25 protein-coding genes are annotated in these 25,009 nt (G+C 41.4%); all 25 read right to left on the reverse strand.

The features are described from left to right. Nucleotide 1 precedes the first annotated feature (1 nt). Nucleotides 2-697 carry an orotidine-5'-phosphate decarboxylase gene (pyrF, locus tag IEU81_RS03895; RefSeq protein ID WP_092595286.1) on the reverse strand — a complete coding sequence of 232 codons (696 nt, stop codon included), beginning with the start codon at nt 695-697 and terminating at the stop codon, nt 2-4. A gap of 21 nt (nt 698-718) precedes the next feature. Then, nucleotides 719-1,627 (reverse strand): dihydroorotate dehydrogenase, encoded by a 909-nt coding sequence (locus tag IEU81_RS03900; RefSeq protein ID WP_092595283.1) that lies wholly within the window; start codon nt 1,625-1,627, stop codon nt 719-721. Further along, on the reverse strand, nt 1,627-2,385 hold the full coding sequence (locus IEU81_RS03905; protein WP_176760559.1) for a dihydroorotate dehydrogenase electron transfer subunit: 759 nt from the start codon (nt 2,383-2,385) through the stop codon (nt 1,627-1,629). Before IEU81_RS03905 ends, IEU81_RS03900 begins: the two co-directional genes overlap by 1 nt. A gap of 17 nt (nt 2,386-2,402) precedes the next feature. Beyond that, complete coding sequence (pyrC, locus tag IEU81_RS03910) at nt 2,403-3,665, reverse strand: dihydroorotase (protein ID WP_092595281.1); 1,263 nt, start codon at nt 3,663-3,665, stop codon at nt 2,403-2,405. Continuing rightward, nucleotides 3,631-4,554, reverse strand: coding sequence for an aspartate carbamoyltransferase catalytic subunit (locus IEU81_RS03915; RefSeq protein WP_186090387.1), 924 nt, complete (start codon nt 4,552-4,554; stop codon nt 3,631-3,633). The genes pyrC and IEU81_RS03915 overlap by 35 nt, the downstream gene beginning before the upstream one ends. Beyond that, nucleotides 4,555-5,862, reverse strand: coding sequence for a solute carrier family 23 protein (locus IEU81_RS03920; RefSeq protein ID WP_186090388.1), 1,308 nt, complete (start codon nt 5,860-5,862; stop codon nt 4,555-4,557). 18 nt (nt 5,863-5,880) lie between these two features. Next, complete coding sequence (gene pyrR, locus IEU81_RS03925) at nt 5,881-6,402, reverse strand: bifunctional pyr operon transcriptional regulator/uracil phosphoribosyltransferase PyrR (protein ID WP_186090390.1); 522 nt, start codon at nt 6,400-6,402, stop codon at nt 5,881-5,883. Between the two features lie 234 nt (nt 6,403-6,636). After that, a complete protein-coding gene (locus tag IEU81_RS03930; RefSeq protein ID WP_092595273.1) occupies nt 6,637-7,542 on the reverse strand; it encodes an RluA family pseudouridine synthase in 906 nt (301 codons plus the stop codon). After that, on the reverse strand, nt 7,539-8,018 hold the full coding sequence (lspA, locus tag IEU81_RS03935) for a signal peptidase II (protein ID WP_186090392.1): 480 nt from the start codon (nt 8,016-8,018) through the stop codon (nt 7,539-7,541). The genes IEU81_RS03930 and lspA overlap by 4 nt, the downstream gene beginning before the upstream one ends. Nucleotides 8,019-8,021: 3 nt before the next feature. Beyond that, nucleotides 8,022-10,760, reverse strand: a complete 2,739-nt coding sequence (gene ileS / locus IEU81_RS03940) for an isoleucine--tRNA ligase (RefSeq protein WP_092595269.1) — start codon at nt 10,758-10,760, stop codon at nt 8,022-8,024. A gap of 251 nt (nt 10,761-11,011) precedes the next feature. Further along, nucleotides 11,012-11,500, reverse strand: coding sequence for a DivIVA domain-containing protein (locus IEU81_RS03945; protein ID WP_373867767.1), 489 nt, complete (start codon nt 11,498-11,500; stop codon nt 11,012-11,014). Nucleotide 11,501: 1 nt separating this feature from the next. After that, nucleotides 11,502-12,287, reverse strand: coding sequence for a YlmH family RNA-binding protein (locus IEU81_RS03950; RefSeq protein ID WP_186090393.1), 786 nt, complete (start codon nt 12,285-12,287; stop codon nt 11,502-11,504). Between the two features lie 52 nt (nt 12,288-12,339). Continuing rightward, nucleotides 12,340-12,645 (reverse strand): YggT family protein, encoded by a 306-nt coding sequence (locus IEU81_RS03955; RefSeq protein ID WP_092595263.1) that lies wholly within the window; start codon nt 12,643-12,645, stop codon nt 12,340-12,342. An 11-nt stretch (nt 12,646-12,656) separates the two neighbouring features. Further along, entirely contained in the window at nt 12,657-13,238 is a 582-nt protein-coding gene (locus IEU81_RS03960) for a cell division protein SepF (RefSeq protein WP_092595261.1), read from the reverse strand. A 9-nt stretch (nt 13,239-13,247) separates the two neighbouring features. Further along, entirely contained in the window at nt 13,248-13,877 is a 630-nt protein-coding gene (locus IEU81_RS03965) for a YggS family pyridoxal phosphate-dependent enzyme (protein WP_231957164.1), read from the reverse strand. Then, nucleotides 13,877-14,656, reverse strand: a complete 780-nt coding sequence (locus IEU81_RS03970; RefSeq protein WP_231957165.1) for a purine nucleoside phosphorylase YfiH/LACC1 family protein — start codon at nt 14,654-14,656, stop codon at nt 13,877-13,879. The genes IEU81_RS03965 and IEU81_RS03970 overlap by 1 nt, the downstream gene beginning before the upstream one ends. 70 nt (nt 14,657-14,726) lie before the next feature. After that, nucleotides 14,727-15,908 carry a cell division protein FtsZ gene (gene ftsZ, locus IEU81_RS03975; protein WP_092595257.1) on the reverse strand — a complete coding sequence of 394 codons (1,182 nt, stop codon included), beginning with the start codon at nt 15,906-15,908 and terminating at the stop codon, nt 14,727-14,729. Between the two features lie 24 nt (nt 15,909-15,932). Continuing rightward, nucleotides 15,933-17,429 (reverse strand): cell division protein FtsA, encoded by a 1,497-nt coding sequence (gene ftsA / locus IEU81_RS03980; RefSeq protein WP_092595255.1) that lies wholly within the window; start codon nt 17,427-17,429, stop codon nt 15,933-15,935. Nucleotides 17,430-17,534: 105 nt separating this feature from the next. Beyond that, nucleotides 17,535-18,734 (reverse strand): cell division protein FtsQ/DivIB, encoded by a 1,200-nt coding sequence (locus IEU81_RS03985; RefSeq protein ID WP_186090395.1) that lies wholly within the window; start codon nt 18,732-18,734, stop codon nt 17,535-17,537. 21 nt (nt 18,735-18,755) lie between these two features. Beyond that, on the reverse strand, nt 18,756-20,093 hold the full coding sequence (murD, locus tag IEU81_RS03990) for a UDP-N-acetylmuramoyl-L-alanine--D-glutamate ligase (RefSeq protein WP_092595251.1): 1,338 nt from the start codon (nt 20,091-20,093) through the stop codon (nt 18,756-18,758). A 1-nt stretch (nt 20,094) separates the two neighbouring features. Beyond that, nucleotides 20,095-21,057: a phospho-N-acetylmuramoyl-pentapeptide-transferase gene (gene mraY / locus IEU81_RS03995; protein WP_186090397.1), complete on the reverse strand. Its 963-nt coding sequence runs from the start codon at nt 21,055-21,057 to the stop codon at nt 20,095-20,097. A gap of 8 nt (nt 21,058-21,065) precedes the next feature. Next, a complete protein-coding gene (locus IEU81_RS04000; protein ID WP_231957166.1) occupies nt 21,066-23,120 on the reverse strand; it encodes a PASTA domain-containing penicillin-binding protein in 2,055 nt (684 codons plus the stop codon). 79 nt (nt 23,121-23,199) lie between these two features. After that, nucleotides 23,200-23,577 (reverse strand): cell division protein FtsL, encoded by a 378-nt coding sequence (gene ftsL / locus IEU81_RS04005; RefSeq protein ID WP_092595245.1) that lies wholly within the window; start codon nt 23,575-23,577, stop codon nt 23,200-23,202. Nucleotides 23,578-23,588: 11 nt separating this feature from the next. Further along, nucleotides 23,589-24,518, reverse strand: coding sequence for a 16S rRNA (cytosine(1402)-N(4))-methyltransferase RsmH (gene rsmH / locus IEU81_RS04010; protein WP_092595243.1), 930 nt, complete (start codon nt 24,516-24,518; stop codon nt 23,589-23,591). A 12-nt stretch (nt 24,519-24,530) separates the two neighbouring features. After that, on the reverse strand, nt 24,531-24,962 hold the full coding sequence (mraZ, locus tag IEU81_RS04015; protein ID WP_092595241.1) for a division/cell wall cluster transcriptional repressor MraZ: 432 nt from the start codon (nt 24,960-24,962) through the stop codon (nt 24,531-24,533). Nucleotides 24,963-25,009 lie beyond the last annotated feature (47 nt).

Consider the following 25,009-nt stretch of genomic DNA (forward strand, 5'->3'; position numbering starts at 1 on the left):
ATTATTCTCCCTCCCATAATCGTTTAATTTCAGCGTAGGCTGCCGGCGGATTTTCATGCTGAGTAATCGGACGGCCGACGACGATATAGTCGGAACCTAGCAGTCTTGCTTTTTCAGGTGTTACGACGCGCACCTGATCGTTCGTTTTATTATTTTGAAGTCGAATACCCGGCGTTACCGTTAAAAAATCAGCCGAGATTTCGTTATGAATCATTCTGCTTTCTAGCGGTGATGATACTACGCCGTCAAGTCCAGCCTTATACGCGAGTGATGCATAGTGCAGCACACTGTCTGTTAGGGAGAGTGATGTCTGCTGTTCACGCTGCATAGTTTTCTCATCCGTACTCGTCAATTGTGTCACAGCAATAATTTTACCGTTTTGATTTTCTTTTCTAAAAGCTGCAGCGCCGCGTTGCATCATATCAAAACCGCCTGCTGCATGGACGTTTACCATATCCACATTAAGTTTGCCGAGTACCGACATCGTCCGCTCTACAGTGGTCGGAATATCGTGCAGTTTTAAGTCTAAAAAGACATCGTGACCATAGGCTTTTATCACGTCGATAATTGCCGGTCCGCTTTGCATATATAACTCCATCCCCACTTTAACGTAGAGTGTTTCATCGAAGCCGGCGAGAAATTCTTTCGCCGCTTCATATGTACTGAAATCTAAAGCAATAATCGGTTTCGCTGTCATTTTAAAAATCCTCCTAATGTGTTAAAGAAACGCGCGTCCTTTTATATCGTGAATGTGATTTAAATTCATATTGTGAACTTTTTCTTCCAATTCATCGATCAGCACTTTGCATATATACGGGTTTGTAAAGTTCATTGTCCCGATGGCAACAGCATCTGCGCCTACACTGATAAAATCCAGAACATCATCGGCAGTTGCGATACCGCCCATGCCGATGATTGGAATATCGGGCAGTGCCTGGCGGACCTGATAGACCATATTCAAAGCGATCGGTTTAATAGCAGGTCCGCTTAATCCGCCGGTTTTATTTGCTAGAAGCGGTTTGCCTGACTGATCGAGCCGCATGCCGACCAATGTATTAATCATGGTAATACCATCTGCTGCTTCAGCAACGCTCTTTGCCATTTCAACAATATTAGTGACGTTCGGGGACAGTTTAACATAGACAGGCTTCTGACTGACATCTTTAACTGCCCGCGTCAGTTCCAAGGCTGTTTTTGGATCCGTGCCAAACTGAATACCCCCTTCTTTAACGTTGGGACATGAAATATTTAATTCAAGTGCGCTGACGTTGGCTGCCTGAGATATTTTTTCTGCGACTGCTGCATAGTCTTCGATTTTTGTTCCAGCCACATTTGCGATAATCGGTACATCAAACTGTTCGAGATATTTCAATTCGTGTTCGATAATATGATCCACACCCGGATTTTGCAGTCCGATTGCGTTCAGCATACCACTGGATGTTTCAGCAACACGCGGTGTTGGATTACCCGGACGCTCATGTTCAGTCGCTGCTTTTATCATAATGGCGCCTAAATCAGATAGATCATACAGTTTTGAAAACTCTTCGCCGAAGCTGAAACAGCCGGACGCCGGCATAATCGGATTTTTTAAGTCGAGTCCGGGTAATGATATTTTCAATGGATTCATCACAGCACAACCGCTCCTTTTCTAAATACAGGGCCATCCGTACAAATTTTAGCCTGGCCGCCGCCTGTCATTTGACACACACAGGCATAGCACACGCCAAAACCGCAGCCCATTCTTTCTTCCAGCGATATAAAGCCGTCCATCGGCATCGATTCATCGAGCACTTTTAGCATTACTTTCGGTCCGCAAGCATAAAATTTATCGAAATTATCATCTAGGTGTTTAAGGATATCTGTAACAAAGCCCTCAGTACCGTAAGTCCCGTCAGCTGTTGCAATATATGTATCTCCCAGCGCTTTAAACTGCTGTTCGTAAAAGACATCTTTTTTACTGTTAAAACCGAGAATATGTGTGGTTTTGACCCCTTGTTCATTCAGCTGTTTGGACAGTTCAAATAAAGGCGGCACGCCAATGCCGCCCCCGATAATCACTGCATGGCTGCCGGCTTGAGACTGTGTAATATCATAGCCGTTGCCGAGCGGCATGAGTACATCCACCGCATCCCCCGGACGTATTTCAGCAATTTTTTTCGTACCCTGGCCCTCTGCCCGAAAAGTAATTGTAATCTGATTATTTTCATAATCGATTTGTGAAATGGATATCGGTCTTCTCAGAACATGTTCCGTCGATTTCCCCACTCTGACGTGAACGAACTGTCCAGGACGAAGTGTGTATTCATTTAGATTTATACTTAAGACCAGTTCAAAAATGTTATCGGCAATTTTACTTATTGATATTGCACTTGCAGACTGCAGCATATCAACACTCCTGTCTTTTACTTATTATCGTATACGATTTTTCCGTCAGCGATTGTCATCACAATGTCGCTCGTCAGATTTATACCGTGAAATGGTGTATTTTTGGCTTTAGAGACAAATTCATTTTTATCGAGTTTATATTCTCTATTTAAATCTATCAGTGTCAGGTCTGCCGGCTTGTTCGCTTCTATCGTGCCGCTGTTCAGTCCAAATACTGCACTCGGTTTTATTGTCATCCAGTCAATCAGCTGCTGCAGTGTAAAGACACCTGTCTTCACTAATTTTGTATAAAGTAATTGGAATGCATTTTCAATACCGACAATGCCAAATGGTGCAGTTTCAATCCCCGCTGCTTTTTCATCTTCATGATGCGGTGCGTGGTCTGTCGCGATAAAATCCAGTGTCCCATCTAGCAGTCCCGCAATCAGTGCCTCTCTGTCATCTGAACCTCTTAAAGGCGGATTCATTTTAAAATTCGGATCTTTCTCAGTAATATCATTCTCATCGAGAACAAGATGATGCGGTGTGACTTCGGCTGTCACTTTAATACCAGCGCGTTTGGCATCTCTGATGACGCGTACACTTTCTTTAGTTGAAACGTGACAGACATGATAATGACATCCTGCTGCTTCAGCGAGCAGTACATCTCTCGCAATTTGTGTCGACTCTGTAATTGCCGGTATCCCTTTGACACCCAGTTTTTCACTCGTTTTACCTTCGTGTATCGCACCGCCGTAAATCAATGTGTTCTCTTCTGTATGCGCCACGATTGCCATATCAATTTTAGCAGCCTGCTGCATAGCACGGTACATCATATCTGCACTTTGAACACCGACACCATCGTCGGTAAAGGCAAATGCACCGCCTTGTTTCAAGCTGTTAAAATCGACGAGCGTTTCACCTTTTAATCCTGTTGTAATCGACACGTAAGGTAATACTTTGATCACTGCATCCTTTTCAATGCGGCTGTTCAAATCATTCAGTCTTTCTGCAGTATCGATAATCGGCTGGGTATTCGGCATCGGACAGATTGTCGTAAATCCGCCGCGGGCTGCAGCCTTAGTTCCGGATTCAATTGTTTCCTTGTGTTCAAAACCAGGTTCTCTTAAATGGACGTGAACATCAACCAGACCCGGTGTTAATAGTAAACCGCTGCAGTCTATAACTTCTGCATCAGCCGAAAGATTTTTGCCCGTTTCTTTTATTTTACCGTCCTCTATTAGAACATCGATTATTTCTTCTTTATTATTGTGTAACAGCGTAGCGTTTTTCAAAAGCATTGGTCTTGCTCCCTTCTCCGTCTAATACTGACTCTAATATACTCATGCGCATAAAGACACCGTTCGTCATCTGTTCAAAAATAACACTCTTGTCACCTTCTACGACCTCATCTGTAATTTCTACGCCGCGGTTTATCGGCGCCGGGTGCATAATCAGTGCATGGTCTTTCATCTTGTTCATACGTTTCGTGTTCATGCCGAATTGCTGATTATACTCTTCTTTGGCCATGTTGTTATAAGCATCATGACGTTCGTGCTGAACGCGCAGAAGCATAACGACATCGCAGCTTTCTACTGCCTGATCAATTGTAATTTGCGGGATATTCAATGCATCATCCTGCAGTTCAGGCGGACCAGAGAAGTAGACTTCTGCTCCCATTTTAGTCAAAGCCTGGGCATTGCTTTTAGCGACTCTTGAATGTTTAATATCCCCGACAATTGCGATTTTCAATCCGCATAATTGTCCTAAATGCTCATAGATTGTCATCATATCAAGGAGGGATTGTGTCGGATGTGAGCCGCTGCCGTCACCGCCATTTATTACAGGTATATTCAAATTGCCGAGCGTCTCATAGTACTTATTATCCGGATGTCTGATTACAAGTGCATCTGCACCGATTGCTTCAAGTGTTTTACACGTATCGTAAAGAGATTCTCCTTTAGAAACTGAACTCGTTGAAACATCGAAAGGCAGGCGTTCAACATTCAAATTTTTCTCGGCCATTTCGAAGCTCAGCTTAGTACGCGTCGAGTTCTCATAAAATAAGTTAACAACAGTTTTATCGTTTAATTTCATTACTGTTCTGCCGTGTTTTATGTCGATTGCTCTCGTAATTAATGCTTCGATTTCCTTCGGGCTCACATGTTCCATGGATAATAAGTTTTTCATTCAGTTCCTCTCCTTTTTAGGTAAAATCAAATTGAGAATAATTCCTGCAACTGCAGCGAGGGCCATTCCTTCGAGATTGAACGGGATGTTGCCGATAGTAAAGTCCAGGTGTGCCTTGCCGATACCGATGACCAGAATGACTGAGGCAATCACCAGATTTCGTTTATTATCAAAGTCAATTTTTGCGTCGACCAGCATACGCAGTCCGCTGGCAGCAATAATACCGAACAGCAGTATGGACACTCCTCCCATAACCGGTGAAGGGATACTTTGGACGACTGCTGTAAACTTGCCGACAAAACCGAGAATGACAGCCAGTATTGCGGCTCCGCCGATCACCCAAATACTGAATATCCGAGTGATTGCAAGGACCCCGATATTTTCACCGTAAGTCGTTGTCGGCGGTCCGCCAATCGTGCTTGAAAACATCGTTGCCACTCCGTCACCGATTATCGAACGGTGCAGTCCGGGCTTTTTAAAGAAATCCCGGCCGACAATTTTATTGATGACCAGCTGATGCCCGATATGTTCCGATATCGTGACAAAGACAATTGGCAGCATCACCATGAACAAGCCGAGATTCATCGTTGGTGTGTAATCCTGATAAGGGATGTAAAGTTCCGGCATGGCCAGCCAGCTTGTGTTCTTAATCGGCTCAAGGTCAACAATGCCGAACAACAAGGCTGTAATATAACCGCCGATGATACCGATTAAGATCGGGATGAGACCGAGCACACCTTTTAAGAAGACCGAGGCCAGTATGGTGATAGTCAGTGTAATCAGAGCAACAATGATATAAGTCATGCTGTAGCCTTCCTGGTTGCCTGAGTCCGTATACATCGCCATATCTACTGCTACTGGTGCAAGACCGAGACCAATCACCATAATGACCGGACCAACGACAATCGGCGGCAGCAGACCAATCAGCCAGTTAGAACCGGCCAGTCTAATGACCAGTCCGATAATGACGTAGAGTATGCCGGAGAAAAAGAGTGCTGTCAGCACTTCACCGAGTGAATTCGCACCGAGTGCGATAGTGATCGGTAAAATAAATGCAAAGCTTGATCCAAGATAGGCTGGAATCTGTCCTTTAGTAATTAAAATATAGAGCAAGGTGCCGATTCCGCTGGCAATCAGTGCTGCACTTACAGGAAGTCCGGTTAAAAAAGGCACCAGCACTGTCGCACCAAACATTGCAAACAGATGCTGAGAACTTAAGAGCAGACCCTGAAAAAATTTCGGTCTCTCATGTACATCGAGCTCCGGTTCCACCGTACGCTCGTATATTTCATCTTCAAACTTCGCCATGTTACAGTCCCCTTTTTCTTAAAGTATTGTGACGCTGGATTCCTGATCGACTTCTTCTACTTTGACTGAAACTTTTTCTGATTTAGATGTTGGGATGTTTTTACCGATGTAATCGGGTCTGATCGGCAGTTCTCTGTGTCCTCTGTCGACTAAAATTGCCAGTGATATCATCGTCGGTCTTGCTGTATTTAAGATGGCATCGATTGCTGCTCTGATTGTGCGTCCTGTCTCCAGCACATCGTCGACGATGACGACACTTTTATCACTAAAGTCCGTATCGACGACGACTGCGTTTTCTGTATTAACATCTTCCGGCCGGTCATCGCGAAAGCCGCTAATGTCGATTGTACCTGTCGGTAATGTTATCCCTTCAATTTCAGCAATTTTTTCCTGAATTCTCTTCGCCAGATGCTCACCTCTCGTCTTAATGCCAAGCAGTACTATGTTTTCGCTGCCTTTATGTTTTTCTAAAATTTCATGAGTCATGCGTGTCACCGCTCTTTTGATTTGTGCATTGTCCATAATTATTTTTGCTGGCATTATTCTTCCTCCATTTTTTTCATAAAAAAAATACTCATGTCAGAAGACATGAGTATAGAAACTATCCTATATTTTGCACACAGAATTTTAACGCAAACTGCCCATTTCGGCCCAGCTCGCTATTCTGTATGCGGTTCACGTCTTCTCAGCCTCACAGGACTAAAATTTAAAGACTTCGTATTCAATTGATTGGAATTATCATACCAATCCGCACATTTTAAGTCAAGCTGTTTATTACTTTTCTTTTAATTTTAATTCTTTTAAAATATCGGTAAAATATGCTGGCAACTCTCTTGTGAACATCAGGCGTTCTCCCGTTTTAGGATGTGTAAAGCCCAATGTTCCCGCATGAAGCAGCTGGCCGTCAGTTTCCAGTGTTTTTCTCGGACCGTATTTCGGATCTCCAGCCAGCGGATAGCCGATATATTTCATATGCACTCTGATTTGGTGTGTACGGCCGGTTTCGAGAATACATTCGACAAGTGTAAAGTCATCAAATCTTTCTAAAACATTAAAATGAGTCACAGCATCTTTGCCCTCATCGACAACAGCCATATCCTGACGCTCTTTAGGATTACGGCCAATCGGCGCTTCAATAGTCCCGAGATTATGCGGAATGACACCGTGAACAAGTGCAGTATATTTTCTTGTGACTGATTTTTCTACCAGCTGGTCAACTAAATGACGGTGAGCCACATCATTTTTAGCAACCATTAATAAGCCGGAGGTATCTTTATCGATTCGGTGAACAATACCCGGTCTAAGTTCTCCGTTAATGCCTGATAAATTATCAAGCTGGAACATCAGACCATTAACCAGTGTACCGGATGCATGCCCTGCAGCCGGGTGAACGACCATGCCGCGTTCTTTATAAACGACAGCAACATCTTCATCTTCATATACGATATCGAGATTTAAGTCTTCAGGAACAATATCCGCTTCGACATTTTCACGTTCAAAAAACTCTATCAGATCATCCGTTTTCACTTTATAATTCGGTTTGACAGTTTTTTGATTGACCGTAATGTGACCCGACTTAACGCGATTTTGTATATCTGTACGGGATGTATCGGGAACGATGCCTGCCAGTACTGTATCCAGTCTTTCGCCTGCATTTTCTTCAGTTATAATTACATTCATTTTTTATTCTTACCTCTTCCCGTTATAAATACTTCGATTAACAATATAATCACGCCGACTGTCAGTGCACTGTCAGCCACATTAAAAATAGGGAAATCGTAATTAATAATCAGCACATCGACAAAGTCCACCACTTCTTGAAACAAAAGGCGGTCGATAAAATTACCGAGTGCACCTGCCATTAAAAGTGTGATGCCGACCTGCATCAATAAATTGTTTTTCGCTTCTGTCTTATAAAAATATATTAAGAATACGAGTACAGCGACGGTAATAATGTAAAAGAACAACATGCGTCCTTCAAACATACCCCAGGCTGCACCGCTGTTGCGGTGGGAAGTAATTTTTAAATACTCCCCGATGACGGGAATCGATTCCCCGAGAGACATTTGTGTTGCAACTAAAAACTTCGTCAGCTGATCAATTGCGAGCACGATGATGCCGACGATTGCCATCGGTAATATTCTGTATTGTTTCATCTCTTAAGCGTTGTCCACAACTTCACGGCAGCGCGGGCAAATATCATCATGGCCGCTGACGATTGAATCAGCCGTAGAATAGTTCCAGCAGCGATTACAGCGCTCGCCGTCCGCATGTTCAACTTTAACAGTCACGACGTCGTACTCAGTACCGTCAGCCACTGTGTCAGCCACTTCAACCTGCGACACGATAAAGAACTGCTCTAAGCTGCCTTTAATATCAGCGAGATTAAAATCAGCAGGCTGTGTAATGGTTACTTTAGCATCCAGCGATTTACCGATGACTTTTTCATTACGTGCAGTTTCAAGTGCTTTATATACATCATCTCTTACTGCCATAAATTTCTGCCATTTTCTGACAAGTGCCGCATCTGCTTCTTCACGTTCCGGATAGTGCTCAAGGTGAACACTTTCTTTGTCCGTGTGCGGTGTATGTTCATAAATTTCTTCAGCAGTGTGAACTAAGACTGGTGCTAAAATCAGATTTAATTCTTTCAAAATTTTATAAAGAACTGTTTGCAGACTGCGTCTGATCGGTGCATCTTCAGCTTCGATATAAAGAATATCTTTACCGTAATCCAAATAGAAGTTAGACAGATCAACGTTGATAAAGTTCTGTACCGTCTGATACATCGTAACGTAGTCGTAACGGTCGTATGCATCCAGCATAAATGTTTTCAGTTCAGCAAAGCGGCTGTACATGTACTGATCCACTTCATACAAGTCTTCATATGCTACATTATTTTCTGCCGGATTAAAATCATTAACATTACCTAATAAGAATCTGAAAGTGTTGCGGATCTTACGGTACACTTCTGATACTTGTTTTAAAATATCGTCAGATACTCTGACATCTTCCTGGAAGTCCGATGACATCACCCACAGGCGGATAATATCTGCGCCCATCTGCTGCATAACTTTTGTTGGTAAAATAACATTGCCGAGTGACTTAGACATTTTTTTACCTTTACCGTCCATAACGAACCCGTGAGACAGCAGTTCTTTATATGGAGAATGTCCTTTTGTAGCGACACTTGTAATCAGCGATGAGTTAAACCATCCTCTGTACTGGTCAGAACCTTCAAAGTACAGGTCAGCCGGATATGTTAAGTTTTCTCTGTAATCCAGCACACCGCGATGTGTTGAACCTGAATCAAACCATACGTCCATAATGTCAGTTTCTTTAGTAAATTGACCATTTGGTGCACTTTCATGCGTAAATCCTTCAGGAAGCAGATCTTTAGCATCCCATTCAAACCAAATATTTGAACCGTGCTCTTCGAACAATGTTGCAACATGTTCAAGCACATCTTCATCGATAATTTCTTCACCGTTTTCACCGTAGAAGAAAGGAAGCGGCACGCCCCAGACACGCTGACGTGAAATAACCCAGTCACCGCGGTTTTTAATCATGTTGTACATCCGTTTACGGTTCCATTCCACTTGGAATTTCGTATCCATCAGCGCATTTAGAATATCTTCTCGAACGCCTTCAATCGATGCAAACCATTGCGGTGTCGCGCGGAAAATAACAGGTTTCTTCGTCCGCCAGTCATGCGGATAAGAGTGAGTGAAGAATGCCATTTTTATTAACGCACCTGCTGCTTCAAGATCTTCCGTAATCACTTTGTTGGCGTCATCATAAAACAGACCTTCGTATTTTCCTGCTTCTTCTGTAAATACACCTTTATTATCGACAGGACTTAAAATATCTAAACCGTATTGCTGTCCGACTTTAAAGTCATCGTCCCCGTGTCCAGGCGCAGTATGAACCACACCGGTACCAGCATCAGTAGTCACGTGGTCACCTAAAATAACAAGACTTTCACGATCGATTAACGGATGCTGTGCTGTAATATATTCAAGATCTGCACCTTTAAATTCTTTAGTGCGGGTAATTTCTTCTTTATTGAACTCTGCTTCATCAGCAAACTGATCGAGCAGGTCTTCAGCTACGATATATTCCTCGCCTTTATAATTAAACTGAACATAATTTAAGTTTTTATGAACTGCTAAAGCTAAGTTTGATGGAATTGTCCAAGGTGTTGTTGTCCAGATAACAAATTTAACTCCTGTATCAACTACATCTTTGCCATCTTTTACTTTAAATGAAACATAAATAGATGGTGATTTTTTATCCTGATACTCAAGCTCTGCTTCAGCCAGTGAAGATTCACTTGTCGGAGACCAGTAAATCGGTTTTTTCCCTTTATAAATCAAACCTTTAGCTACCATATCTTTTAAAACGCGAACTTGTGATGCTTCGAACTCAGGTTTGTAAGTTAAATACGGATTATCCCATTCGCCGTCTATCCCCATACGTTTAAAGCCATCACGCTGAATATCGATTTGTGAGTTAGCGAATTCGATACATTTGTTACGGAATTCCTCAATCGACATCGATTTTCTGTCGACACCTTTATTTGTCAGCGCTTGTTCAATAGGCAGACCATGTGTATCCCAGCCGGGCACGTATGGTGTATAGTAACCTTGCATCTGTTTGTTGCGGTTAATCATATCTTTAATAATTTTATTCAGTGCATGACCCATATGAAGGTTGCCGTTTGCATACGGCGGTCCATCATGCAGCACAAAAGGTGTATTGCCTTCATTCAATTTTAATTTTTTGTTATAAAGGTCGATGTTTTCCCAGTGTTCCTGCATTTTTGGTTCTTTGTTAACGAGTCCGCCGCGCATTTTAAATGCTGTTTTCGGCATTAGTAGAGTGTCTTTATAATCCATTATAATTCTCCTTTTTTATAATAAAAGGACTCTAAGCAAGTTAAGGGGCGAATGACCGCGGTACCACCCTTCTTGACTGCTTAGAGTCCACTTTGTTTACTTATATTTTATAAATCATTAGTGATTTCAAAACCTTCATCATTGCCGGAGCTCTCACCGTCCTCCGATCGCTGCATTCTAATGAAAGCCTGCATGTCTAATAATACATATTAATTATGCTAAATATCTTACAATTCGTCAATGTAATTTTTCTATTTGTCAGATTCATCATTCTCAAATCCAAGTAATCTTTCCCAATCTTCAGTTTCCAACAGGTCGAGCTGGGCTTGAATCAGCATCTTATAACGTGCTCTGAATATTTTCGCCTGACGTTTTAAATCTTCATTATGCTGTATCATGTGATCACTTTGCTGAGTAGCACGGCTGATAATCTGTTCTCCTTCAGTTTCAGCTTTTTTAATTATACTGTCACCGTAATTTTGAGCACGTGCTTTAATGTCATCGCCGGCTTTAGCTGCACTCAAAATTGCTTCTTGAATTGATGATTCAACACTCTTAAAGCTGTTTAAGTTTTCCTGACGCTCGTTCAGCATCTCTTCCAGCTGAGCAATCCGATTATCTTTCTCATCCAGTTCACTTTTCACTTCTTTTAAATGCTGTCTGACCGCCTGTTCATCTAAACCGCGGTACACAGTTGAAAATTTTTTACTTACAACTTCTTCTCTATCCAAACTGTTCACCTCAATTATCAGTTACTATCATTACTTCCAGCCGGTATTTTCCTTTTTTTGTTTCGGCTATTTGTTCTGTTACCGTAAAGCGGCCGAAGCCTCTGACCGAAATTATATCGCCGGTTTCTATTATAAACGATGGTTCATCGACTATCGAATGATTCACTTTAACCTTTTCTTTTTCTATGCGTTCCTTAGACTTTGCTCTACCCTCTTTTAGGACCAGTGAAACGATTGAATCGATACGGTAAGAACTGCTGAGAATAGATACAGCTTTAGTATTAACATGTGCATCGATAAAATCATTATGCGGCACTTCAGTTAATTTTAAAGGTGCATTTTTTATTTTAGTTAATTCTCTTTTAAATAAGTCTGCAAAAGGGGATGTCACAGCGAATTGTATTTTATCACCGTTAACAATGTCACCGATAAGCGCACGATCTACCCCGATACTCATTATTGCCCCCAGTAAATTCCGATGTGACAGAGTAACGAATTTGTCTGGATATGATACTTCAAACACTGTAATCTCAAAATCATCCGCCGTATATACAAAGTATGCCGGCAGGAGCAGTGCCCTTAAGCGTTCTCTCTCGCTGTTCTTGCCGCCGCCGTAATAATGGACAGAAATATCCGGATATTGACCGCTTAAACTTTCAATCATTTTCTGTTCGCGGGGATTTAAAAAATCAGTTAAAACAGCATAGTAATTATTAGATGCCTGTTCGAACTTACTATTTAATAATGTCAGTATTTCGCCTTCTTCCGGCCTGAAATGCTGATATATACCTTTCATAAAATCACACCTTAATAAATAATGGAGATATTGGTTTTACCAATACCTCCCTTTAAGAAACCCAAACAATCAGGACTCTGAATATTTCGTTTAAACCAAACGCGAACAATCTCATCACAATAATTAAAATTATCGGAGATAAGTCCAGCACGCCGCCTAATGGCGGAATCATACGTCTGAATGGTTCGAGCAGCGGCTCGTAAATTCTGCCTAAAAAATCTCCAAATGCAGATTCTCTTAAAGCCGGCAGCCATGAAGATAAAATATATATGATGAGTCCCCATGTGAAAATCGGCCAGACAAAGTTAAAAAATTGCCAGATGTATATTAATATTTGTACTAAAAATGAATTATCCAAACTAACTCTCCTTACATTTCATCGAAAAACTCTTCTTTGTCAGAAATTTCGCCTTCAACACCGAAACTGTTCGGTGTACATAGGAAAATATCTGCACCGACTTTTTGAATATCGCCTTCTAAAGCATATACGGTTCCGCTTAAAAAGTCCACGATACGCTTTTTCGGAATCGAATCAATTTTAGTTAAATTAACCAGCGCAGCACGATTGCCTTTTAGTTCATCGGCAATATCCTGTGTTTCTGCAAATACTCGCGGTTCAAATAAACATACTTTTGTATTTTGATCATTAACAGGCATTGTTCGATTCTCCTTGCTGCTTGCTTGATTTACTTTTCTTTGATTAAGCTGCGGTTTCTGAGTTTTTGGTTTAGCTTTTGTTCTTGTCTGCTGTTTTGAATGTATCGTCTTGTCATTAGTCTGTGCTGTTTTTTTAGGTGCCGCCTCTTTTGGACGGCTAGCCGGCTGTTTACTGGTATTCAAATTCGTCACTTTAGCAGGTTCTTTTTTCTGTACAGGCTGCTTATCCTGGACAGGTACTTCTTCTTCCACATCTACGACGAATAAATCTTTTATAAACTTTGTAATAGCCATTTTTCTCACCTAGCTTCCCATAATTTTACTGCCTATTCTTATGTAAGATGCACCGTTTTTTACTGCAATCGGATAATCATTGCTCATACCCATGCTGAGTTCTTTAACTTCCGGATATTTTTGCATCAAAGTATCCCGTAAATTGCTAAGACCGGAAAATGTTTGTTCTATAACTTCAATGTCTTCTGTGTGCGGTGCCATAGTCATCAGGCCGATTACTTTGACATAATCGTAATCTTTAAGTGTTTCAAGAAAGCCTTCGACGTCTTCAGGCTTAAGACCATGCTTTGATTCTTCATCAGAAACATTTACCTGTATAAAACAGTTTACAACATGCTGGGCTGCCTGTTCAATTTTTTTTGCTACACTTTCGCGTTCAAGTGAGTGTAAATAGTACAAGTCTTCGATAACGTCTTTTACTTTTCTAGACTGCATCGTTCCGATAAAGTGTACTTCAGCATCTGCAGGCAGAGCCTGACGTTTTTCAATAAAACCTTCGATACGGTTTTCACCAAAATGTCTTACACCTGCTTCATATGCAGCAAGTGTTTCTTCGACCGAATGATACTTTGTCACAGCGATAACATTAACATTGTCGCCGACTTCATTTTTAATTTCTTCAAAATTTTCTTTGATCATTATTCTTCACGCCTTCCGATAAAAGCCAGTGCGCGTCCGGTATTCCCTTTTTCCAAACGAAATGAGAAAAAGTCATCCATCTCTGTGCCAAGTCCTGTCACACTGATATTCGCTTCATTTATACCGGCCTCTATTGCCTGGTGTTTATTCACTTCTTTTAAATCGAGCAGCCAGCCCGAATCAGTTGCCTGATAAGCACTGCCGGTCAAAGGTTTTAGCGCGTTAATCACCGCATCATCCACTTCGTAATAAGCCTGGTTGATACCGACACCGATAATCACTCTTAAATCATTTTTGCTGCCTCTATAACTGTTTATCAGTTCGGCTGTAATTTTTTCTGCGGTGCCGCGCCAGCCTGCATGGGCAAGTCCAGTAAAATTATCAGACACACTGTAAACATAAACGGGTATGCAGTCTGCATAGTTCATAGTAAGCAGAATTCCTTTATCATAAGTATAAACAGCGTCTATATTATCCATGCCTTGACCAAGTGACTTTACGTTAGTGCCGCGGTCTAATTTCGAGACTTCCAAAACGTTGCCGCCGTGCTTTTGAATCGGCAGCATCCATGACGATACAGGAAAGTCTATTTCTTCTGCTAGCGCCAATTGATGTGCATGGACATTATCTATTTCATCACCAATGTATAATGCCATATTAAAACTGTTTTTTGGATAGGTACTTTGGCCATTATGACGTTTAGTATAGCCGAATGTCAGCTCTCTTCTGTCATTGCCCCAATAGAATTTGTATTCTTTGAACACGTTTTCATTTGTCAAATTATCCCCACCTATAAAATAAAGGAGATATTGGGATGCCAATATCTCCGATATATATACAAAGCAAAATTTATCTTCTGCGTCTTTCTCTTCTTGAGCTGTTACCTTTTAAGAATGTCGGAACATCCGGCTCTTCTTGAGATCTGCTGTCAAATCTGTCCGGTTCACGTGTGAAGCCTTCATCTTCAGCAATATCCCTTGAGTTATATGCAGGCGGCTGGTTAAAGTTGCTGCCTCCGCCGCGTGTTTGAGTTTGTTCACTTTGTTCAGCTGGTCTTTCAGAAGATCGCTGAAGCGTTTTTTCATTGAATCCTGTAGCAATTACAGTAATTACAATTTCATCTTCGAGTTCAGGATTAATAACAGTACCGAAGATCATATTAACATCTTCATCTGCAGCATCCTGAACGATGTCAGCTGCTTCCTGTGCTTCAAACAGAGATAGTGACTCTCCGCCTGTAATATTCATCAGGACACCTTGAGCACCGACGATAGATGTTTCAAGGAGCGGACTTGAAATTGCTTTTTTAGCCGCTTCAACTGCACGGTTTTCACCAGCTGATATACCAATACCCATCAGTGCAGAACCTTGGTTTTGCATGATAGTTTTAACGTCTGCAAAGTCGAGGTTAACTTCACCGCTGACTGCGATCAGGTCTGAAATACCCTGAACACCTTGGCGAAGCACGTTATCCGCTTCTTTAAATGCTTCCATCATCGGTGTAGATTTATCTACGATATCAAGTAAGCGATCATTTGGGATAATAATCAGTGTGTCAACCGCTGCTTTCATTTGTTCAACACCAGCAGCAGCTTGTGTTTGTCTCTTTCTTCCTTCAAAACCAAATGGACGTGTAACAACACCAACAGTCAGTGCGCCCATTTCTTTTGCAATTTTAGCAACGACTGGTGCAGCACCTGTACCAGTACCGCCGCCCATACCAGCTGTAACGAATACCATATCCGCACCCTGGATTGCATCTTCAATTTGTTCGCGTGATTCTTCAGCAGCTTTTTTACCGATGTCAGGATTTGCTCCCGCACCCAGACCGCGTGTTAATTTTTCTCCAATTTGAATTCTTGACTCAGCTTTAGATAAGTTTAAAGCTTGGCCGTCTGTATTAATAGCAATGAATTCAACGTTGGACATTCCGTCCTCAATCATGCGGTTAACGGCATTATTACCGCCGCCGCCAACACCGATAACTTTTAACGTCGCCATGTGGTTGAAACCTTGTTCAAATTCTAACATTAATCTTTCCTCCCAAATGTACTTCTACTCAAATAAATTTTTAAATATTTTTTTAACTTTAGTGCCTAGATCGCCTTTTTCTTTCGGCTCTCTGTCAGAGTCTTCCAGACGATTGTCAGCGTCATCATCAGTATAATCCTCGTATTCATCATCAGCATCATTTTCAGATGGAGATTCTTCAATACTTTCTTCGTCAGGATAGTTGTATTCATCTTCATATGAATCATCATCCTGTGCTTCATCCCGATTTACCTGAAGCTCATTCTCTTCTTTACGTTTAGCAAACAAGCCTGTAAAGAAATTACCTGTTTGAGCTTCCTGTTCATCATCTGCTGCACTGTGAGATTCAGCTTCTGGATAGTCGTCATAATTATCAATTGTAACATATTCCAGTAACTCATCAAACATTATTCCGCTTGATAATACAGAGATTGCGCTTGTAAATTCAGGTTTTCTTGCACCCATTTGATTCGGTACGTGAACTCTTACTTTTTCAGCAACGAGATCCTGCATCAATTCTTTAATACCTCGAATATTCGCAGTACCGCCTGTTAATACAAAGCCGCCTTGTACATTGTTGATGCCGTTAGCAGCTAAGTCTTCAAAAATACTCATCAAAGTATCTTCAATAACCAGTTCAATCACATCTGCCAGATCTTTCGACGTTACTTCTGCCGGTTCAGCAGAGTCATTTTGTACGAGTGATACTTTCTCATCATCGCTCGCAAGGTCGAAGAATGCATGACCGTACTGTTCCTTAGCCTGATCAGCTTCATCGTAAGATGTATTGAATTCTTCAACTAAATCAAGTGTGATTTCACGTCCGGCAATGCCGACACTGTTTGCATATTTTAATGAACCTCGCTCATAATAAGCGAATTGAGTTAAATCAAGACCCATATCAATAACGACAGCACCAAGTTCTGCTTCAGCATCTGTCAGTACGTGCTGATAGTTTACCGCATCTGAATACACATCTAAAATTGTTAAGCCTGCTGCTTCAACACACTTAACAATATTAATTAAGAGCGTACGATTCGCCGTAACGACCCCCGCCTTAACAGCCAGACTTTCTTCTGCGATCATTTCTTTTGGATCGTTCACTTCATGCAGACCGTCTACGATAAAAGAAACCGGGTAAACGCTGACTACTTCATTTTGCCCTGCAAAATCGTGCATGCGGACATTTTCCAGCAGCTCTTCTATATGTTCACCATTAATTTCTGTGGCTTCTCCGCCGAAGCGTATTGCTTCCTCTCCAAATTGTATATGCGTATCCGCAATTGGGATTTTCACAAACACTTCATCGATATCTACACCTGAAGCGATTTTTGCTTTTTTAATTGTATCTGTAATTGCATGTTTAGCCTGATCAAAATCATTGATCATCCCTTTAGAAACCCCATCAGTGAAGGTTTGACCGGTACCGATTACATTCACACCGTTGTGAAATTTTTCGCCGACCACTACTTTGACACTAGACGAGCCGATATCAAGGGCAACATAATAATGTTCCTTCACCTTATTGCCTCCTACACAGCCTTTTTCATATTACTATTTCTAGTTTACATTATACTCTGATTAATGTGAACTATTTCAAAACATTTGTTTTACTTTATCTGTCTTTTATTCTTCTGCAGTGCTGTCGATACCGCCAAGTGATGACCTGACACCCTCGAGCGCTCCATTAATATCTTCGATATATCCTGCCTGAGTCGGTTCATTATATATATTATCTTTAATTTCCCGTGCATCAGCACTGTCGTACGGTAAATAGCTCGTTCCGACTTCCATATCGATAATACCTTCTGATTCATCGCCGATTTCATGGCGGATACCAATGTAATAGTTCATTTTCTCACTGAACGTTTCGTAATCGGCAACAATTTCCTGCCCGTCATTCATAAATACATGAATTCTCCGCATCGAATTATCAGTCGGCCGGAAGTATATTTCGGAAATACTTTCCAAAATATCCACTTCAATATTATTCAGCGCCTCGACCAGGGCATCGAACTCTTCGCCTTCAAAGTTATAAATAATCGGAGCATTCCTCGGCGCAGTTGGATATCCGCGTTGTATTCTGCTGTTTTCAAGCACCGGGAAATACAGTGTATCACTGTTAATGTATGCAATTGCCTTATACTCATTCACATTAACCGTAATGCCGTTTGGCCAGTCTCGGCTGACGGATACATCTTCAATTACCGGCAGCAATTCAACATTCTCCTCGGCTTTGCCGGCGGAAATACTGAACATCTTATCACCGGTACTAAAACCGATACGCTCTTCAAGCTCTGCTTCAGATACGAGGCTGTTGCCCTCAAAGTTAATTTCCTTCACATCGCTGGCACTCGAAAATACATACCATAATAAAGCAGCTAGAAAAAGAACAAGAAGTACGATCAAGGCGATATACATATGTACGCGTTTAAACTCGAATTTCTTTTTCTTCTGTTTCGGAGTATTTCTTTTTTCTTGTTTTTTACTATTCTTTTTAGCTGATTTTTCTTTTTGACCAGTCTTCTTCTCTTTATCGTCAGTTTTTTTAACATCTGACTGCTCGTCATCAAAATCTTTATAATGTTCGATTTGCAATGATAAGTCGCCATCTGATTTTTTTTTATCATCCGGAACTTTTTGACTGCCTTTTTTTGCTTCAGCCTTATTAACATCGCTTTTAGGTTCTTGTTCTTTAGCAGGTTTGGCTTGTTCATTGTCTTTGCTTAAAGCAGATTTTAGAGTATAGCCCTGATACTCAGCATTCTGACGTTTCTTTTTAAGTTTTTCTTTTATATCATCTATATTATTGTCGTCATGAGCCATCGGCTATACCTCCTTTAAATTCTAGTTCAATTTTGCAAAGCCTTCTTTAAAATGATCGCCGCGCCGTTCATAGTCTTTATACTGATCCCAGCTCGCACAAGCGGGTGAAAATAAGACTGTGTCCCCCGGCACTGCATGACGGTGAGCAAGTGCCACACCCGTGTACGGATTATCCGTCAGCTCTGAAGGCACATTCATCTTCTCTGCCAGGGCAGTGAATTTAGCTGCCGTTTCACCAAAAGTAATAATATGCTTAACGTGACCGGCATACTGCATTAACTCATCCAGAGTCTGACCGCGGTCTAAACCGCCTGCCATCCAGATCACTGGTGTATCAAAACTTTTTAAGGCAAATGATGTTGCCAAATTATTCGTCGCTTTAGAATCGTTGTAATACATTACACCCTCTGCGGCACCCAGACGTTCCAGCCTGTGAGCAATACCGCTGAAAGTAGTCAGAGTTTTTCTGACAGCATCAATGCTGACACCATGTGCGTGTGCTGCAAGCAGCGTCGCCAGTATATTTTCAATGTTATGATCACCTTTTAGAACAATATCTTTAATCGGCATGACAACTTTACCGTGAACGATTAATTGTCCATTGTCAGTGCAGGCATCTGCCGGACCATCAGCATCAAAATACTCAATTCGGCATTTTATATCGTGTCCATCGAGCAGATGCGCCTGTTTTTTATTAAAGATTAATAAATCATCTTCGGTCATATTTTTAAAAATAGACAATTTAGCGTTTCTGTATTCTTCAACAGAACCGTGGTAGTCTAAATGGGCTTCATATATGTTAGTAACCACCGCAATATTTGGTCTGAATTCTCTGATTCCCATCAGCTGAAATGAAGATAGTTCCATTATAAGCGAATCATTATCGGCTGCTTCCATAGCTGCATCTGTTGCGGGATAACCGATATTTCCGCATAAAATCGGATGTTCATTATTTTGTTCAAGCATTTCACCGAGGAGATAAGTACATGTCGTTTTACCATTTGTCCCGGTCAGAGCATAAATCGGCGCTTCGCTTATATGATGAGCAATTTCAACTTCTGTAATAATTGGAATATTTCTGTCCGCTGCTTCTTTTAAAAATGGAACAGTATAAGGAATACCCGGGTTTTTAACGATTAGATCCGCATTATTTAAAAGATTGACCGGATGGTGGCCATCCACAATTTCAACGCCCCAGCCTTTATATTTTTGTTCCGCTTCTTCATCCGAGAACACTTCGTTAGTCGTCAGGGTTACATTGGCATTTAACCGAACCAGTGCATCTACAGCACTTTTGCCGCTTCGGCCATAGCCCAGCACAATAACGTTTTTGTTGTCGTATCCGCTGAATGATTTCATCTTACATCACTCCTAAAATTATACCGATAATCCCGGCAATCAATCCGACTGACCAGAATACAATAACGATTTTCCATTCATTCCATCCTGACAGTTCAAAATGATGATGGATTGGTGTCATTTTAAAAATTCTCTTGCCTGTCGTTTTATATGACGCGACCTGGAGCATAACACTCGCAGTCTCAACTACGAAGACGATTCCGATAATTAAAAGCAGCAGGCTGTTGTTTAAAAGAATCGAGACAATCGCAATAATACCGCCGAGTGCCAATGACCCAGTATCTCCCATAAATAATTTAGCAGGATATTTATTATAAATTAAAAATCCAATCAGCCCGCCGATTAAAATGAACAGGAATAATGCAACTTCCATTTCTCCTGTCATCAGGCTGATAACAAGAAATGATGCGAATGCGATAATCGAAGTCCCTGTCGATAATCCGTCAAGACCGTCAGTTAAGTTAACTGCATTGGAGAATCCAACCAGCCAGAAAACGATCCAGACGACAAAAAATATACCCAGCGGGATAAAGAAATCTGTCCCCGGAATCTGTATGCCGGCCTCGATATCCGGAATCCAATTGATCATTATAATGTAAATAATAACTGCCACTGCAATTTGCGCCAGAAACTTCTGTTTTGATGATAAGCCTGCATTATTTTTTTTAACAACGATAATGTAATCATCGATAAAACCAATCAGTGCAAAACCGAGCGTTACGATAATCAGTACAAGCATTTTATAAATATCATCGACAAAAAACACGCCGATGACAGAGAGGAGTATTGTCACTGCGATAAATGACAAACCGCCCATCGTCGGTGTTCCTGTTTTAATTAAATGACTCTTAGGTCCTTCTTCACGAATGGACTGGCCAAATTTCATCCTTTTCAGCAAAGGGATTAATACCGGTATTAAAATTGCAGTGAGCACAAGCGCCGCTGCTAAAAATATATAGTTCATAGCTCCTCCTAATCGTTCGGGTCGTTAGACGACAGAGTGACTTCTACTGCAGTATCCTCAGTGACTGCCGTCCCGCTGTTTTGTGACTGGCTCTTAACATAACCCTCTCCTTCTACAGTAACTTCAATACCCATAAAGTCACCGAGTGTCAGTGCCTCCCGTTTAGAAAGCCCAGTAAAGTCCGGAAGAGTTAAATCGCCCTCTGTTTTCACAAATAAGGAATCATAAGGCAGCAGCCTGTCGTCTTTTGGATAATGTTCGACAATTTCATTGCCGTTCCCGACTACTTTTACATCAATTGTATCATTTAATTCATCGGTCAAGGCATCGATTTCCTTACCTGTATAATCACCGATTTCAACTACGCTGTTTTCTTTGGAAACATCTGCTTCAGATACTTCTAAATATTTAAGCGTCCTTTCCATTAACGGATTAAATCCGCGTGCAACCCCATTGTCCCAAGTTTCACTTTTATTTTCACTGGCCAGTTTAATACCGTAATACACAATGACCTCCGGGTCATCTTTCGGTGCATAGCCTAAAAATGAAGTAAAGAACTGGTAGTCGCCGTCCATATATCCGCCGTTTTCCGGATCGTAAATTTGTGCAGTTCCCGATTTACCCGTCACTTCATACTCATCTGATTTGTACTGCGGGTTATGGTCAAGCGAACCGCCGATTAACGTGTTCATCTCGGATACCGTTTTTTCAGCCGCTTCCGGCGAAATAACCTGACTCACTGTTTCTTCTTTGCCATCGTAAACAACGTCACCAGCATCATCTGTAATTTCGTCAACGACGTAAGGTTTTTTCATTTCCCCTTCATTCAAGAGCGCAGTCATGCCCTGGATCAGCTGTATAGGGGTAACTGTTGATGTCTGTCCAAATGAAGTTGTTTTTTGCTGTAATTCATTGTCCCAGGCAATTTGCCCTGCTGATTCAGTCGGGAATTCAGAGCCGGTCGTTTGACCGAAACCAAATTTCTGATAATAGTCGAGCATTTTATCGGCACCGACTTTATCTTGCAGAATCATCATCAGAACGTTTGATGAATACTGCATGCCTTCGTTATAAGTAATGTATCCCCAGCCTTCTGTTTCCCAGTCATATATTGTCGTATCCATAACATCCATAGACCCGGAAGTATAGACAGTATCAGGGTCATAGACACCTTCTTCAATTGCAGCTGCAAGACCGAATACTTTAAATGTAGACCCCGGTTCAAATGAATATTCGTAAAGCATATTCAGCCAGCTCTCACCGAACCCTTCACGAGTTTCCGGATTAAATGACGGCCGCTGGCCGCTGGCGAGAATTTCCCCTGTATCTGCATCGGCAACAACAGCAATCAATTCTTCAGGTTTAAAGTGCTCATCCATATCATTTAATGTTTCTTCAAGATAGAGCTGAATATTAGAATCAATCGTTAATTTAACATCGTGTCCATTGACCGGCGGTTTAACATTATCGGAGTTTGGTACGATATAGCCCCATACATCCTGATCATAATCGATGCTGCCGGGCTCGCCTTTTAAAAGATCGTTATAAATGCGTTCAAAACCGAGCTGGCCGTCCAGTTCATTTGATTCATTATTCATTTCCGCATAGCCGATTAAATGCGATGCAAATTGTCCATTAGGATAAAACCGTCTCGTTTCCGGTTCAAATACAATGCCGGTCGCTTCAGATTCTTCCAGGAACTTTTTATCGTTATAGGAAATATTTCGGCCTGCCTGGCCAAGTTCCATCTGGAACTGTCCTTTTTCTATGTTTTCTTCAATTTCTGTTTGAATGTCTTCTTTCGACATGTCGATGACTTCTGCCAGCAATGATGCCGTTTCTTCTGGATTACTGACATGGTTCGGATAATTTTCATCCGTTATAATTGCGATTCTGTACGCTTCCATATCGGATGCCAGCACGTTGCCCGCACGGTCGACAATATCTCCGCGTTCAGGCTCATTAATTGCACTGACCGAGTATTTATCCTCACCGCGCGCGACCAGGTCTTCATCATCTATCGTTTGAAATACCATTAATTTTGTAAATTGCCCGATAATCAAAAGAAAAAGCACTCCTATACCGAAATATATCAGGAGTGCGCCTAGTGGTATCTTACTATTTTTAAGACTGAATTTGCGTCTAGTCTTCCCCATACTTTTCTACAACCTTTACATTGCTATTGTTCAAATCTAAGCCCAGTTCCTGAGCTTTTTCATATATACGATCGTAGGAAGCAAGGTAGGTAACCTCAGTGTTTAATTCACTGATTTCACCCTCTTTAACTGAGATGCTTTGTTCTATAGATGATTTTTCACTTTGATAGTTATATGCTTCCATTTTTAAAGATAGCACATATATGGAAACCGCTGCAATCAGAACTGCCAGCGCTATGTAAATAGTCATTTCCATACGCTTAATCCCAACGACTTTTGCTTTTCTCTGGGTTTTCGGCTGACTGTCGGATTCTCTGTATACTTTTTTGGCAGGGGCTGTTTCAGTATATCTTTCTACTACCATGTCAACACTTCCTATACTTGTTTCTCAGCAATTCTAAGTTTTGCACTGCGTGCACGCGGGTTGGCCTCTAAATCATCGCCCTCTGCGATAATCGGTTTGCGGTTCACTCTTTTTAATACCGGCTCGTATCCTTCGGGAATAATTGGCATATTCTTTGGCAGTTCCGGCCCTTTTTCGTATTCAACAAACATCTGTTTACATATTCTGTCTTCTAAAGAGTGGAAAGTAATAACCGATACACGTCCGTTTTTATTGAGCAGTTCTATCGCTTGTTCCAGCGAACGTTCGAACACTCCAAGCTCATCGTTGACTGCAATTCTAAGTGCCTGGAAGATACGTTTTGCAGGGTGGCCTCCGGTTCTTCTAAACTTCTGAGGAATTTGTGATTTTATTATTTCTGCGAGTTCTGTCGTCGTTTCAATCGGCTCGATTTTTCTAAGACGTTCTATTTCTCTGGCAATCTTCTTAGAAAATTTCTCTTCGCCATATCTGAAGAAAATACCGACTAATGCTTCGTAAGGATATTCATTTACAATTTCGTATGCGTCGAGTGATTGCGTCTGATCCATTCTCATGTCGAGCCGTGCTGTCTTAGAGTGGCTGAAACCGCGTTCGGTTACGTCGAGCTGCGGGCTCGACACCCCGAGATCGTACAGAATGCCGTCGACACCAGTCACACCTTTTTCTTCAAGTGCTGCTGTTATATTTTCAAAATTTGTATGGATTAAAGTAATGTTATCGTGATCTTTAAATTTTTCCCGGGCATTATTTATCGCTGTCATGTCCTGATCAAATGCATAAACATGGCCAGTTTCAAGCTGTGACAATAAATAAGAAGTGTGTCCGCCGCCGCCTAAAGTAGCATCGACGTATATGCCGTCCGGCTTAATATTTAAACCATCGACTGTTTCTTTTAGTAAGACTGAAGTGTGGTTAAACAATTTGTCACATCCCTAAAGGTCAAAATCAATTAAATCTTCTGCTATATCTTCAAAGTTATCTTCAGATTCTGTATAAAAGTCTTCCCATGATGAGGAATCCCAAATTTCAATTCTGCTCGATACACCAATTACTGTGCAATCTTTTGATAATCCTGCATATTCTCGCAAGTTTTGCGGGATATTAATACGTCCCTGTTTATCAATTTCCACGTTGGTCGCACCTGAGAAGAATAATCTCGTAAATTTACGGGCATCCTTCTTCGTCAGCGGCAGTGTTTTAAGTTTTTCTTCTATGCGGCTCCATTCATCTTCTGTATATGCGAATAAACAGCGATCAAGACCGCGCGTAATGACGAATTGTTCATCGAGTAATTCTCTGAATTTACTCGGCACAATAATGCGGCCTTTCGTATCCAAATTGTGTTTGTACTCACCCATGAACATATTCTCACCCCGCTATACATTTAATTTACCACATCTCCCCACTTTCC

The sequence above is a fragment of the Jeotgalicoccus aerolatus genome (genome assembly GCF_014635205.1).
Classification (GTDB): Bacteria; Bacillota; Bacilli; order Staphylococcales; family Salinicoccaceae; genus Jeotgalicoccus; species Jeotgalicoccus aerolatus.

Excerpts from the sequence above, each read along its gene's own strand:
- pyrF (WP_092595286.1), bottom strand. The coding sequence starts at position 697 with ATGACAGCGAAACCGATTATTGCTTTAGATTTCAGTACATATGAAGCG.
- IEU81_RS03900 (WP_092595283.1), bottom strand. The coding sequence starts at position 1,627 with ATGAATCCATTGAAAATATCATTACCCGGACTCGACTTAAAAAATCCG.
- IEU81_RS03905 (WP_176760559.1), bottom strand. The coding sequence starts at position 2,385 with ATGCTGCAGTCTGCAAGTGCAATATCAATAAGTAAAATTGCCGATAAC.
- pyrC (WP_092595281.1), bottom strand. The coding sequence starts at position 3,665 with ATGCTTTTGAAAAACGCTACGCTGTTACACAATAATAAAGAAGAAATA.
- IEU81_RS03915 (WP_186090387.1), bottom strand. The coding sequence starts at position 4,554 with ATGAAAAACTTATTATCCATGGAACATGTGAGCCCGAAGGAAATCGAA.
- IEU81_RS03920 (WP_186090388.1), bottom strand. The coding sequence starts at position 5,862 with ATGGCGAAGTTTGAAGATGAAATATACGAGCGTACGGTGGAACCGGAG.
- pyrR (WP_186090390.1), bottom strand. The coding sequence starts at position 6,402 with ATGCCAGCAAAAATAATTATGGACAATGCACAAATCAAAAGAGCGGTG.
- IEU81_RS03930 (WP_092595273.1), bottom strand. The coding sequence starts at position 7,542 with ATGAATGTAATTATAACTGAAGAAAATGCAGGCGAAAGACTGGATACA.
- lspA (WP_186090392.1), bottom strand. The coding sequence starts at position 8,018 with ATGAAACAATACAGAATATTACCGATGGCAATCGTCGGCATCATCGTG.
- ileS (WP_092595269.1), bottom strand. The coding sequence starts at position 10,760 with ATGGATTATAAAGACACTCTACTAATGCCGAAAACAGCATTTAAAATG.
- IEU81_RS03950 (WP_186090393.1), bottom strand. The coding sequence starts at position 12,287 with ATGAAAGGTATATATCAGCATTTCAGGCCGGAAGAAGGCGAAATACTG.
- IEU81_RS03960 (WP_092595261.1), bottom strand. The coding sequence starts at position 13,238 with ATGGCTATTACAAAGTTTATAAAAGATTTATTCGTCGTAGATGTGGAA.
- IEU81_RS03965 (WP_231957164.1), bottom strand. The coding sequence starts at position 13,877 with ATGATCAAAGAAAATTTTGAAGAAATTAAAAATGAAGTCGGCGACAAT.
- ftsZ (WP_092595257.1), bottom strand. The coding sequence starts at position 15,908 with ATGTTAGAATTTGAACAAGGTTTCAACCACATGGCGACGTTAAAAGTT.
- IEU81_RS03985 (WP_186090395.1), bottom strand. The coding sequence starts at position 18,734 with ATGGCTCATGACGACAATAATATAGATGATATAAAAGAAAAACTTAAA.
- murD (WP_092595251.1), bottom strand. The coding sequence starts at position 20,093 with ATGAAATCATTCAGCGGATACGACAACAAAAACGTTATTGTGCTGGGC.
- mraY (WP_186090397.1), bottom strand. The coding sequence starts at position 21,057 with ATGAACTATATATTTTTAGCAGCGGCGCTTGTGCTCACTGCAATTTTA.
- ftsL (WP_092595245.1), bottom strand. The coding sequence starts at position 23,577 with ATGGTAGTAGAAAGATATACTGAAACAGCCCCTGCCAAAAAAGTATAC.
- mraZ (WP_092595241.1), bottom strand. The coding sequence starts at position 24,962 with ATGTTCATGGGTGAGTACAAACACAATTTGGATACGAAAGGCCGCATT.